Origin of the sequence: Dryocola clanedunensis, from assembly GCF_038405435.1 — a bacterium.
GTDB classification, from domain to species: Bacteria; Pseudomonadota; Gammaproteobacteria; order Enterobacterales; family Enterobacteriaceae; genus Dryocola; species Dryocola clanedunensis_A.
Window position 1 is genome coordinate 129,407 of sequence record NZ_JBBYHZ010000005.1, and the last position, 13,075, is coordinate 142,481.

Consider the following 13,075-nt stretch of genomic DNA (forward strand, 5'->3'; position numbering starts at 1 on the left):
GGGTGGATAAGCGCAGGCGCCCTCCACCCCTATTTCGTGCAGGTTAAAGGATCTGCCCCAGCGTCTGGCGCAGATGCGCCCCCGCCCCCAGCAGCCCCGGCTGATCGTGAACGATCAGGTAGACCGGGATATCTTTAACGTAATCCCTGAAGCGCCCTTTATCTTCAAACCCGCCGCGGAAACCGGATGCTTTAAAGAACTCGAGGAAGCGCGGCACGATGCCGCCTGCGATATAAACCCCGCCGAAGCAGCCAAGCGTTAACGCCAGGTTACCTCCGAAGCGCCCCAGCACCACGCAGAATAGCGAAAGCGCACGCTTACAGTCCGTGCAGCTGTCGTTCAGCGCGCGTTCGGTAATGTCTTTAGGCTCGTAGCGTTCCGGCTCCCGGCCGTCAGATTTAACAATCGCGCGGTAGAAATTCACCAGCCCCGGACCAGAGAGCACGCGCTCCGCCGACACGTGGCCGATTTCCGCGCGCAGCTCTTCAAGGATAATGCCCTCTTCTTCGCTGTTCGGCGCAAAGTCGACGTGGCCGCCTTCGCCCGGCAGGCTTACCCAGCGTTTATCAACGTGGACAAGGTGCGCCACGCCAAGCCCGGTGCCCGCGCCGTAGACCGCAACCGGCTTACCTTCCACCGGCTCGCCGCCGCCGAATTTGATCAGGTGTTCCTCTTTGATCATTGGAATCGCCATCGAAACGGCGGTGAAATCGTTGATGATTTCCAGATGGTCAAAGCCGAGATTCTTTTTCATTTCGGCGATGGAAAATTCCCAGGTATGATTGGTCATCGCCACCCAGTCGCCGGTTATCGGGCAGGCGATGGCGATACAGCCATCCGTCACGCTTGCGTCGTGCTCTTTGAGATAATGCACCACCACCGCTTCCAGGCTCGGAAAATCGAGGCCGGAGTAGGTTTTTGCCTGCGTGATATCACCATTTTCAACGTTACACAGTGCCAGACGCGCGTTGGTGCCGCCAACATCTCCCACCAAAGCATATTTTGTCATTCTTCAACTGCTCCGCTAAAGTCAGAATAAGTCCTGGCCACACTGTAAAATTAGCCAGCCAAAACAACAACGCCCCGCTGAGTTATCTCCCGGGATTATAGATCTACATCACATATTAGCCTGAACGTTTCAGCCCGTTTTGCGTAAGCGTGGAGGGGCGTTCTCTGTCAGACTGTAACAAGTGACGAATTGCGCGTTTAAAATAGCAAAAAATAAGGAAGGATTATGCTCCATCCGCGAGCCAGAACCATGCTGGTTCTTTCTGTTCCGGCTGTCATCATCGGTGTTTTTTCCAGCCTGATATTGATTGTGGTGATGAAAGTCGCCTCCATTTTACAGACTTTTCTGTGGGTTACGCTGCCGGCTCGCTTCGGTATGAACATTAATTCACCGATCTGGATCCTTCTGACGCTGACCCTGACCGGCGTTGCCGTAGGGCTGGTGATCCGCTATATGCCTGGGCACGCGGGGCCAGATCCGGCAACAGAGCCGTTAATTGGCGCTCCCGTGCCGGTGATGGCGCTGCCGGGACTGATTCTGGCGCTGATTCTCGGCCTCTCCGGTGGGGTCAGCCTCGGCCCTGAGCATCCGATTATGGCGGTGAATATTGCCCTCGCGGTGGCAATTGGCGCGCGTATCCTGCCAAAGGTCGGGTCGCTGGACTGGACGATCCTTGCGGCGGCCGGGACCATCGGCGCGTTGTTTGGCACGCCGGTTGCGGCAGCGCTTATTTTTTCGCAGATGCTGAACGGCAGTAGCGAAGTACCGATGTGGGACAGGTTGTTCGCTCCGCTGATGGCGGCGGCGGCGGGCGCCCTCACCACGGGCTTCTTCTTCGATCCTGATTTCTCCCTGCCTGTCGAACAATATGCCGAGCTGCACGTGGTCGATATCTTCAGCGGGGCGGTTGTCGCGGCTATCGCCATCGCGCTGGGCATGGTCGCCGTCTGGTGCCTGCCCCACGCCCATCGCCTGATGCACAAGCTTAAACATCCGGTGCTGGTGCTGGGTGCCGGTGGCTTCGTGCTGGGCCTGCTGGGTCTTGTCGGCGGCGAAGTGACGCTGTTTAAAGGGCTCGACGAGATGCGCCAGCTCGGCACGGCGAACTACGCCGTTGGCACGCTGCTGATGTTTGCGGTGGTGAAGCTCGCGGCGCTGGTCGTAGCCTCCGCCTGCGGGTTCCGCGGTGGGCGCATTTTCCCGGTAGTGTTTGTCGGCGTGGCGCTGGGAATGATGCTTCACCAGCACGTTGAGGCGGTACCGGCGGCCATCACCATCTCCTGCGCCATCCTTGGCCTGGTGTTAGTCGTCACCCGCGACGGCTGGCTGAGCCTGTTTATGGCGATGGCCGTGGTGCCGGACATCAAGCTGCTGCCGCTGCTGTGTATCGTTATGCTGCCGGCCTGGCTGCTGCTGGCCGGCAAGCCGGTGATGATGGTCGACAGGCATAATGACTAGTCTTCCTGGGCGTTGCGGCGTGCTAAAGACGTCGTGACGGCCTGCAACAGTTCCGGCACGTCCTGCTTCGGCAGAACGACTTCGATAAGCGTGAGCCGTTCTGCCCCGCCCGTTTTAGCCATAGCCTCTTCAAGCTGCACCGTTTCAGTTACCCGCCAGCACTGCGCCTCGCAGTTGAGATGCAGCGCCTGCGGCAGCTGCGTCCAGTTCCAGGGCGCGATGTCGTTATAGCGCTGCTCCGCCCCGTGTATCGCCCGCTCGACCGTGTAGCCGTCGTTGTTCAGCAGGAAAATAACCGGCGTCTGTTTATCCCGCTGCATTGACCCCAGCTCCTGAATGGTAAGCTGCGCCGAACCATCCCCCACCAGCAGCACGACGCGGCGGTTCGGGCAGGCCGTCTGTGCGCCAAACGCGGCGGGCAGCGTGTAGCCAATCGATCCCCACAGCGGCTGGGCTATAAAAGTCGAACCCGCAGGCAGCGTGAGCGTGGCCGCCCCGAAGGCCGCCGTCCCCTGATCGGCAAGAATGATATCGCCAGGCCGGAGGAATTTTTGTATCGACTGCCAGAACGCGTGCTGGTCCAGCCTGCCACTTTCGCAGGTCGGCAGCGCGGGCGGCTTCTGGTCCGGCACGGGCCAGTGGGAAACCTGGCGCTTGCAGAGCTGGTGCAGAACCTCTACCGCCTGCGCCATCGGCAGGCCGCTGAACCAGCGTTCGCCAATGCGCGTGGCGTTGGGCTGAATATCTATCGTCTGCTGTAGCGTCAGCTTCTGGGTAAACCCTGCCGTAATGGTATCGGTGAATTTCACCCCCACGCAGACCACCAGCTCTGCTTCTTCAATAGCGACACGGATCCCCTTCTCGCTCGCCGCTCCGCTGTAAGTGCCAATAAACCCCTGCTGCCCTTCATCGAACAGGCCTTTACCCATCAGTAGCGTGGCGTGCGGCAGCGGCGTGTCGTCCATCCACTGCTGGAGCGCTTTTTGCTGCCCGTAGCGCAGCGCCAGGAAATCCGCCAGCAGGGCAACGCTGCGGCTTTCAGAGAGCCTGGCCTGGGCGGCGCGTCGGAACTCATCAAGGACGGCGGTTTCACCGAACGCAGGATGGATCTCAAGCGGGCTATCGGGGGCGGTTGCTGGAGCCATGGCTACATCGCTCGGCAGAAGCAGATAGCCGGGGCGGCGGTTGCTTAGCGACTCTTTCAGCACCCGATCGATTTCATAGCAGGCATTTTCCGGGGTCAGCGCAGCCTGCGAAACGGTGACTTCACGGGCCATGCGGGCGAAATGGTTAAAATCGCCGTCGCCCAGGGTGTGGTGCATCAGCTCGCCCCGCTGCTGGGCAGCCAGGCGCGGAGATCCAACGACGTGAATGACGGGTAGATATTCAGCGTAGCTGCCCGCAATGCCGTTCACGGCGCTGAGTTCACCTACGCCGAAGGTTGTGAGCAGCGCCGCCGCGCCGCTACAGCGGGCATAGCCATCTGCGGCGTAAGCCGCATTCAGCTCGTTGGCGCAGCCAACCCAGGCAACGGATTCATGGGCAATGACGTTATCGAGAAACTGCAGGTTGTAGTCACCGGGGACGCCGAATAGATGGGCAATTCCGCATTCCGTTAACCGGTCGAGAAGATAGTCCGCAACACAGTAGCGCATGGCATTTTCCTTCCAGCAGGGGTCTGCTGTGAGTATTGGACATCTGCGATCGCTGTCGAGGATATAGCTCAAATAGAGTGTGGAAAGAAGGATTTACAGCAAAACGAGGTGTAAGCTGAGGGTCGCGCGTTCTGTGTAAACGTATACACTAGGTTGAGCATTCACTGACAAGGGTAACAACATGGTCTACCAGGCAAATCCTTCCCGTTATGAATCAATGCAGTATCGCCGCTGCGGCCGTAGCGGCCTGAAGCTCCCGGCTATTTCGCTTGGGCTGTGGCATAACTTTGGCGATACCACGCTGCTCGATAACAGCCGCCAGCTGCTGCGCCGCGCCTTTGATGTCGGCATTACCCATCTGGATCTGGCGAACAACTATGGTCCGCCTCCGGGCTCCGCAGAAGAGAATTTTGGCCGCATCCTGCGGGAGGATTTCCTGCCGTATCGCGACGAGCTGATTATCTCTTCGAAAGCGGGCTACACCATGTGGGACGGCCCTTACGGCGACTGGGGTTCCCGCAAGTATCTGATTTCCAGCCTCGATCAGAGCCTCAGGCGCATGGGCCTTGAATACGTCGATATCTTCTATCACCACCGCCCGGACCCGGAAACGCCGCTGGAAGAGACGATGCGCGCGCTGGATCACGTGGTGCGTCAGGGCAAGGCGCTGTACGTAGGTATCTCTAACTATCCGGCAGATCTTGCGCGCCAGGCGATTGATATCCTCAACGATTTGGGCACGCCGTGTCTTATCCACCAGCCGAAGTATTCAATGTTTGAACGCTGGGTAGAGGGCGGTTTGCTGGATGTCCTGCAGGAGAAAGGCGTGGGGAGCATTGCCTTCTCGCCTCTGGCCGGCGGGCAGCTCACGGACCGCTACCTGAACGGCATTCCGGCGGATTCCCGCGCCGCCAGCGGCAGCATCTTCCTGAAGGCGGACCAGCTGACCGAAGAGAAGCTGGCTAAGGTCCGCAAGCTGAACGCCATAGCGGAACGCCGCGGACAGAAGCTGTCGCAGATGGCGCTGGCCTGGGTGCTGCGCGGGGACAGGGTGACCTCAGTGCTGATTGGTGCCAGCAAAATCAGCCAGATTGATGACGCGGTGGGCATGCTCAACAACCGCCATTTCAGCGCGGCTGAAGAAGCAGAGATCGAAGCTATCCTCGTGTAACCGCTTACCCGAGCCGATGAAACATTCGGCTATTTTAGCAAAAAGTGCTGTGAAAAAGGATTTAAGAGTTGTGCCGATGAAACACTTGTTTACCTCCCCTTAATATTGCGTTAACAGGCCGCCCCGGCGGCTACCGTGAGTTAAGGAGAGAGTATGTTCAGGTCACTGATTCTTGCAGTTGCATTGCTGGCGTCCGCACCGCTGGTCGCGAATGCTGGCGAAATCACCCTGTTGCCATCGGTGAAGTTAAACATCGGCGATCAGGATTATCGCGGTAATTACTGGGACGGCCGCGACTGGCGCGACCGCGATTACTGGCACCGTAACTATGAATGGCGTGACCGTGGCTGGCACCACCACCGCGGCTGGGATCGCGGACGTAACAGCTATGAGAAAGGATATCGCGCAGGCTGGAACGACCGTGACGACCATCGCGGACGCGGTCGGGGCCATGGGCGCGGACACGGCCACGGACACCATCATTAAGATTTTATAAACCTCTCCCCCTCCGGGAGAGGTTTTTTACAGTCCCAGCAAAGTCCCGACGATAAGCCACAGATTCAGCGCCACAACTACCACCACGATTGCCCATCCCGCCTGCTTCACGATTCTGGTGTTCACCAGTTCGCCCATCAGCTGTTTATTGCTGGTAAAGATCAGCAGCGGCACCAGCGCCAGCGCAATCCCGAAGCTCAGCAGCACCTGGCTCATCACCAGAATGCGGGTCGGGTCCAGCCCCATCAGGATAACGATAAATGATGGTGCCATGGTAATTGCCCGGCGGACCCACAGCGGAATGTAAAACCTCACGAATCCCTGCATTACCACCTGCCCGGCCAGCGTCCCCACAACCGTAGACGAAAGGCCCGCCGCGACCAGGCTCAGGCCGAAGATAGTGGCTGCCGCATGGCTGAGCAGCGGTTCCAGCGTCAGATAGGCCTGGTCGAGATCCGCAACGCCGGTATGGCCCGAGAAGTGAAACGCCGCCGCAGCCGTTGCCATCATCGCCAGATTCACAAAGCCTGCGATGGTCATGGCAATGGCCACGTCCCATTTGGTTGCTGAATACTTTTCAGCCCGGTTTCCCTCATGAAGGTGCTGAGTCAGGGAGGAGTGCAGATAGATAACGTGCGGCATGATCGTTGCCCCCAGCACCCCGGCGGCCAGGAAAACAGCTTCACTGGTTGGCAGGCTTGGGATGAGCATGCCTTTGCCCAGCTCGATAAATTTCGGCTGCGAGAAGATAAGTTCAACGATGTAGGCGGCGGCCACAAACAGCAATAGCCCGCCGATAACCTTCTCGAGCGGCTTCTGGCCGCGCTGCTGGAGCATGAGGATCAGGAAGGTAGCAATGCCGGTCAGCACCGCCCCCTGCAGCAGGGAGACGCCCAGAATGAGCTTGAAACCGATGGCCGCACCGATGAACTCTGCCAGATCCGTCGCCATGGCGATAATTTCTGCCTGGATCCAGTACAGCCAGACAACGGGGCGCGGATAGTGGTCGCGAATATGTTCGGCGAGATTTTTCCCGGTGGCGATACCGAGCTTAGCGGAGAGTACCTGGATCAGCATTGCCATCAGGTTTGCCCACACCACCACCCACAGCAGCTTATAGCCGAAGCTGGCCCCCGCCTGAATGTTGGTGGCGAAGTTACCCGGATCGATGTAGCCAATGGCGGCAATGAACGCCGGCCCCATCAGCGCCAGTCGCAGCCTGCGGGCAGTTTTTCCACTGCTGGTATCAATACGACTGTTGGTCATCTTCTGCCTCTGAGATATAGCCTTTGCTATGTTTCATGCTATCAAAATGAGAATGATTATCAAGTTCATCTGTAAAGTTTGTCTGGATTGCTCTGATAGCTGAAAACAATGGCGGGAAGTTTCGGGTTCTGCATAGCTGTTAACGAAAATCGCGGCGGCGCCCTGATATGTTAGCGGAGTGTGCGCTGACGCAACTTTTAGCTTCTTTACTTAACATAGCAGAAATGTATGGTTGATCACTAATTTTGCTATGCGTCACATGTCATCACTATAGTGTGCGATTAGTCTCGTTTTCTTATTGCTTGTTTCATAGAATGTGCAACGAAATTAAACCTGCCTCATATTTGGAGCAAATATGTCCCGCGTTCTGCACTTTGTTTTAGCGCTTGCAGTGGTTGCGCTGCTTGCTTTGCTGGTTAGCCCTAACCGCAAGCAAATTCGTATTCGCTTTGTTATTCAATTATTAGTGATTGAAATGATTCTGGCGTGGTTCTTCCTCAACTCCTCAATCGGCCTTGGCTTTGTGCAAGGGTTCTCTGAGATGTTCGAGAAGCTGCTGGCCTTCGCTAATGAAGGGACAAACTTTGTATTCGGCAAGATGAATGACGAAGGACTCGCCTTCTTCTTCCTGAAAGTACTCTGCCCTATCGTCTTTATCTCCGCGCTGATCGGGATTTTGCAGCATATCCGTATTCTGCCGATCGTCATCCGCTTCATCGGTACCCTGCTGTCGAAAGTGAACGGCATGGGCAAGCTGGAATCCTTTAACGCCGTAAGCTCGCTGATTCTGGGACAATCAGAAAACTTCATCGCCTATAAGGATATCCTCGGCAAGATGTCGCGCAACCGCATGTACACCATGTCGGCGACCGCAATGTCTACCGTTTCCATGTCCATCGTCGGTGCGTATATGACCATGCTTGATCCTAAGTATGTGGTTGCCGCGCTGGTACTGAACATGTTCAGCACCTTTATCGTGCTTTCTCTTATTAACCCGTACCGCGTTGATGAGAGCGAAGAAAACCTGCAGATGTCTAACCTGCACGAAGGTCAGAGCTTCTTCGAAATGCTGGGTGAATACATTCTGGCAGGCTTCAAAGTGGCGATTATCGTTGCGGCGATGCTGATTGGCTTTATCGCGCTGATCTCCGCACTGAACGCGCTGTTCGCGGCGGTACTGGGCATCTCCTTCCAGGGCATTCTGGGCTACATCTTCTACCCGATTGCCTGGGTGATGGGTGTACCTGCGCACGAAGCGCTGCAGGTTGGCTCTATTATGGCAACCAAGCTGGTGTCTAACGAATTCGTGGCGATGATGGATCTGCAGAAGCTTGCCAGCACCATGTCTCCACGCGCGGAAGGTATCCTGTCCGTGTTCCTGGTCTCCTTCGCGAACTTCTCTTCCATCGGCATCATCGCCGGTGCGATTAAAGGTCTGAACGAAGAGCAGGGTAACGTGGTTTCCCGCTTTGGCCTGAAACTGGTTTACGGTTCTACGCTGGTGAGCATCCTGTCTGCATCGATTGCAGCGCTGTTCCTGTAAGAGCCGTAAATTTGTAGGGTGGAGAAGCGTTAGCGTTATCCTCCTGTGACGGTAGCTATGCCGGATGACGCTACGCTCATCCGGCCTACGAAAAGAGTTGTAACCGGAGCCTTACGCTCCGGTTTTTTTATGCCTGCGAGGCGTCTTCGCCGTCCGCGCAGACCTGGTTTCGCCCGCGCTGCTTGGCGCGATAGAGCCTTGAGTCCGCCAGCGACTGGATTTGCTCCAGCGTGTAGTCAGCGTGCTCGCTGTGGGCCGCAACGCCGAGCGACGCGGTTGTCGTCAGTTTCATGCCGTTGCCCAGCGTCAGGGATGAGAATTCAAGATGCTTTTTGATGCGCAGCGCAACGGCTTCCCCGGCTTCCAGATGAGTATCCGGCAGGAAGACGCAGAACTCCTCTCCCCCCAGGCGGCCTAAGATGTCTTTGCCGCGAATAGCCCGCTGAATACGCTGGGTGGCGTGCTGGAGGACAGCATCGCCAACCCCGTGGCCGTAGCGGTCATTCACCTTTTTGAAGTAATCCAGATCGATCTGCACCAGCGTGTAGTCTTTGTACTGCGGATTGAGCTGGGCCGTGGTCTCGAAGAAGCCCCGGCGGTTAAGCGCCCCGGTCAGCTCGTCGTGATAAGCATGCCAGTGCATTTCGCGCTGCATCACGCCCATATCGCGTACCAGCCGGCAAATAATCCGGTGAAATGCCCACAGCAAAAGTACAAAGATGACCCACATCACCACTAACAGAACGCTGAAGCGGCCGAAGTCCTCGTGCAGCCCCTGGCGCAGCGTCTGGGTGCTGATGATAACGCTGTCGGTACCGCCCACGGCGCCAAAGGTGACAAATACCTGCCCAAAGCGCAGCGTGCCCCGCGAGGAGTGCTCAAGTTTTTCGCCAATTAAGCGCAGCTGATTCGGCGTAAGTTTAACCTGATTGAGCGCGCCTGCTGGCGTGGTCAGCGGAATGAGCCGGTTGTCAAAAAGCTGGTAGCTGCTTTGCGTCTGTTCGGAGAGCGAATCATTGAGCAGCTGTTTAATGCTATCGTCGCTTATCGCCACGCCGAGCAGGCCAATCCATTTGCCGTTGAAATCGACCGGTACCGCGCCGTTTACCAGCGTGTCGTGAGTCTCGGCAATATTCTGCCGTGTCCAGAAGGCTTTACGCTTGGGGTTTAAAATCGGAGAGGCCATGATAAAGGTCCCCTCTTTGCGGCGGGGATTGTAGCTGCGAACCAGCTGTGAGTTAGTCTCATCAGAAAGCGACGCGATAAACTCGCCCTTACGGGAGATATAATAGATATCTTCGCGCATCTCTCCGGCATCGCTTGCCAGCGGGAAGAGATCCTGGATCTTACGCAGCGCGTACAGCTCATGCTGAATTAGCGAGGCGCTATCCCGGCTCTTTTCGTCATCGTTTGATAGCCTGTCGGGTATCGGCAGGTTACTGACAAAAAGTGAGGCTTCACCCCGTTCATTGCGAATTTCATTGGGTATCCGCACGCTGCCGGGGAAAAGCGGATCGTCCATAGCTTCAATAAAAATACGCTGCAGGTAGCGCAGATTGTCGATTTTGTATTTGGCCCGGCTTTCCAGGCGCGCAATCACGCTCTCCAGATGGCTTAGCTGGCTGGTACGGTATCCATGGTTAAACAGCTCTCCCTGCTGCCAGAACAGAAACGTAGTGAGCAGGAAAACGAAAATGAAACACAGATGGATGACACGAAGCGTTTTTACCAGAGGTAAACGCAGACGGTTCGCTGCTGTCATGCTGACTACCTTCCCTTAATGTTATAACGCCGTCTGCTGGCTATAGGCAGGATCAGGGTCCTGCAGAGGTTCAGGTCTGCCCAGCAAATACCCCTGCAGATACTGAACGCCAAGATCCAGCAGGATGGTGCGCTGCTCGGGGGTTTCCACAAATTCCGCCACGACGCACAACCCTTTGGCGTTTGCCAAATCGCTGATGGACTTCACAATCATAAGATCCAGCGAGTTTGAGGCTATATCCTTGATGAAACAGCCATCGATTTTTATGACGTCGGCCTGCATCCGCTTGAGCCGCTCGTAGTTAGCATAGCCTGTGCCAAAATCGTCGATGGCAATTTTAAAACCGTTATCCCGCAGCAGCGTGATGTTCTGGACGGACGTTTCAGAATTAGAAAACGCCTGCTCCTCGGTCACTTCGATGATGACCGCGCTGGTCGGAACTTTATTCTGCGCAAACAGGGTGACAATTTGCTGGGCAATATCTTTCTGCATCAGCGTAAAGGGCATCAGGTTTACCGAGAACTGCGCGCATAACGAATCTGTCTCGTGCTCGCGCAGATGGGTAATCAGCTTGCTCATCACCAGCATGTCAAACCGTACGCTAAGATTAAATTCCGCAATAATGGGTATGAACCTGTCTGGCGTAATCATTTCACCGTTAAAGAACAAGCGGGTCAAAATTTCTTTGTAGCCTTTGCCATCGCGGTCGACGATAGGCTGCGCATAGAGCTGAAGCGACTTCTCATCGTCAAGCGTCAGGGCGTGTTTGACTTTGTGAAGCAGCAGTACGCGCTCCGTTGTCTCGTCAGAAACCGCCTCCACCTCGGTGTTAAGGCTCAGCACCTGCTTCACGGAGCAGGCCTGCTCGGCAAGATAGCTTAGCTGGCCAAGCGTGCGGTGCAGCTCATCGAAATCATCGTTCGCGAGGCAGTAAGACGCTCCGTACTCAATTTCGAGCATGCTGTTATGCCAGCGTATTTTTTTGTTATTCAGCAAATCAACCATGTGGTTCAACCGAGCCTGCGCCTCATTTCCCTGCAGGAAAATCAGCAGCTCGCAGCCCGGCAGCTGGAAAACCTGCTCACCTTCGTTAAGCCACGGCTTGAGCTGCTGCGTAATTTCACGTTTGCAATGAATGCGCATCATCAGGCCGTAGTGGCGGCTCAGAAACTCAAGATTCGACATTCTCAGGCAGCACAGGGTGCCGGTCGGGAAGCATTTGAAATGCTCTTCGAGCGCCCGCAGGTTGGGCAGCTGGGTCAACGGGTCGGTCATCGCCTGCAGCCGGTACACCCGCTTCATCCACTCATTCTTATGGAAAATCATCGTCATGTAGAGCATGCAGACGGTGAAGGAAATAATGACCGACAGGGTAAACGCGAGCGTAAAACCTGTGTTTACCCCCTGCAGGAAACCGTCGTTATAGGTCAGCAGCAGCCAGGCGGAAATCCCCCACAGCAGAGCAATCAGCCTCGGCCCCATGTGGCGAATGCCAAGGGTAAACAAAATAAAAATGAGCGGCACGAGATAGCCCGCTATTAGCGTCGTTTTATAGGAGCTGCACAACAGCACGAGAAAACAGACCCAGGTCGTGAGCCAGGTAAATGAGCTCAGGCGTCGCTGAGGGGCCAGGTAACGTAATACGCAACGTCGCCAGAATGCCCGTGCATAGTGGAGGTTAAGCACCATACGTAGCGGATAGTAGAACAACATCGTGAAAATCATCGCCGCCGCAATCATATTCAGCAGATCGATGACCTGGTAAATTTGCGAACTTTCGCCGAAGAATGGAGAAAGTGATGGTGGATAATTAATAAAAAGACCGCACAGATACATCGCAATTTTAATACTAAACGGGGCGAAAAATCCTAGCCAGAATATCCTTACGCCAATACCTCTATTGGTAATAGCAAATCGCCAGCGCGCCCCCAGGTAATAGCGTGCAATCAGGCAAGCTAAAAACAAGGGTAGTAATAAGCAGGCGACAAATGAAATTAATGGTATTAACGGAACTTTTAGTATCTGAGAGAAAACGAGGGTAGAGCCAATAACCAGGGGGGCAACGGCCGCGCGACCAAAAATAAAAAGCAGCGCAATCATCAGGCTAAGTGGAAGATAAGCAAGGTAAACCTTGTTCCCGGCAAGCACTGTTTCAGGCGAGATATAGCGCGCAAGCGGCGTGAGAACTAAGCATAACACCAGTGATATAAAAAATTTTCTAATCAATTTGTGAAAACTCATAAAGGCGGGTGTTAATGATATGTATTAATTCGACCTGATGTATTGACAGCAAGAATACGTTTATTTTCCGTGCAAAGCAAGGCGCCCTACAGTCCAAAAAAACACCTTACGTAAACGACATATATATATACAAATAAACATATAACGATTTATTTTGCTGAAAATGAATATCATTTATCAACGTCGAAATAATATATTCGGGAAGTTAATGCACTGAAAAAGAAGGTTTTTAAAGGCCTGAAAGCAAAAACCCCCGCCATAAGGCGAGGGTTTTATATTTTGGTGGAGCTAAGCGGGATCGAACCGCTGACCTCTTGCATGCCATGCAAGCGCTCTCCCAGCTGAGCTATAGCCCCACGAGGGGTTGTCTAAACGGTGCAAATCTTGCTGGAGAAGATTTGGTGGAGCTAAGCGGGATCGAACCGCTGACCTCTTGCATGCCATGCAAGCGCTCTCCCAGCTGAGCTATAGCCCC

General features: G+C 55.3%; 9 protein-coding genes and 2 tRNA genes. 4 read left to right on the forward strand and 7 right to left on the reverse strand.

Annotation, left to right across the window (positions count from 1 at the left end; all coding sequences use genetic code 11):
* Positions 1 to 43: 43 nt before the first annotated feature.
* Positions 44 to 1,009: a glucokinase gene (glk, locus tag AAE045_RS13430; protein WP_455548167.1), complete on the reverse strand. Its 966-nt coding sequence runs from the start codon at positions 1,007 to 1,009 to the stop codon at positions 44 to 46.
* A 225-nt stretch (positions 1,010 to 1,234) separates the two neighbouring features.
* On the opposite strand from glk, the gene AAE045_RS13435 reads away from it, so the two are divergent.
* Positions 1,235 to 2,467 carry an ion channel protein gene (locus tag AAE045_RS13435; RefSeq protein ID WP_455548168.1) on the forward strand — a complete coding sequence of 411 codons (1,233 nt, stop codon included), beginning with the start codon at positions 1,235 to 1,237 and terminating at the stop codon, positions 2,465 to 2,467.
* Here AAE045_RS13435 and AAE045_RS13440 read toward each other — a convergent pair.
* A complete protein-coding gene (locus AAE045_RS13440) occupies positions 2,464 to 4,122 on the reverse strand; it encodes an alpha-keto acid decarboxylase family protein (protein ID WP_455548169.1) in 1,659 nt (552 codons plus the stop codon). The genes AAE045_RS13435 and AAE045_RS13440 overlap by 4 nt on opposite strands.
* 181 nt (positions 4,123 to 4,303) lie before the next feature.
* Here AAE045_RS13440 and mgrA point away from each other — a divergent pair, with 181 nt between their 5' ends.
* Both mgrA and AAE045_RS13450 read left to right on the forward strand, forming a co-directional pair.
* Positions 4,304 to 5,293: an L-glyceraldehyde 3-phosphate reductase gene (mgrA, locus tag AAE045_RS13445; protein ID WP_455548170.1), complete on the forward strand. Its 990-nt coding sequence runs from the start codon at positions 4,304 to 4,306 to the stop codon at positions 5,291 to 5,293.
* 153 nt (positions 5,294 to 5,446) lie between these two features.
* A complete protein-coding gene (locus AAE045_RS13450; RefSeq protein ID WP_202304050.1) occupies positions 5,447 to 5,779 on the forward strand; it encodes a DUF2502 domain-containing protein in 333 nt (110 codons plus the stop codon).
* Positions 5,780 to 5,815: 36 nt separating this feature from the next.
* On the opposite strand, the gene AAE045_RS13455 is transcribed toward AAE045_RS13450, so the two are convergent.
* Positions 5,816 to 7,072 (reverse strand): Nramp family divalent metal transporter, encoded by a 1,257-nt coding sequence (locus AAE045_RS13455; protein WP_348519213.1) that lies wholly within the window; start codon positions 7,070 to 7,072, stop codon positions 5,816 to 5,818.
* A 337-nt stretch (positions 7,073 to 7,409) separates the two neighbouring features.
* Between AAE045_RS13455 and AAE045_RS13460 the strand changes: the two genes are divergently transcribed.
* Positions 7,410 to 8,597 (forward strand): NupC/NupG family nucleoside CNT transporter, encoded by a 1,188-nt coding sequence (locus AAE045_RS13460; protein ID WP_202304048.1) that lies wholly within the window; start codon positions 7,410 to 7,412, stop codon positions 8,595 to 8,597.
* A 127-nt stretch (positions 8,598 to 8,724) separates the two neighbouring features.
* Here AAE045_RS13460 and AAE045_RS13465 read toward each other — a convergent pair whose 3' ends face one another.
* From AAE045_RS13465 to AAE045_RS13480, 4 genes are all read right to left on the reverse strand, one after another.
* Complete coding sequence (locus tag AAE045_RS13465; protein WP_455548171.1) at positions 8,725 to 10,359, reverse strand: diguanylate cyclase; 1,635 nt, start codon at positions 10,357 to 10,359, stop codon at positions 8,725 to 8,727.
* A 21-nt stretch (positions 10,360 to 10,380) separates the two neighbouring features.
* On the reverse strand, positions 10,381 to 12,600 hold the full coding sequence (locus AAE045_RS13470) for an EAL domain-containing protein (RefSeq protein WP_455548172.1): 2,220 nt from the start codon (positions 12,598 to 12,600) through the stop codon (positions 10,381 to 10,383).
* 280 nt (positions 12,601 to 12,880) lie between these two features.
* Positions 12,881 to 12,956, reverse strand: a tRNA-Ala gene (locus AAE045_RS13475).
* Positions 12,957 to 12,999: 43 nt separating this feature from the next.
* A tRNA-Ala gene (locus tag AAE045_RS13480) sits at positions 13,000 to 13,075 on the reverse strand.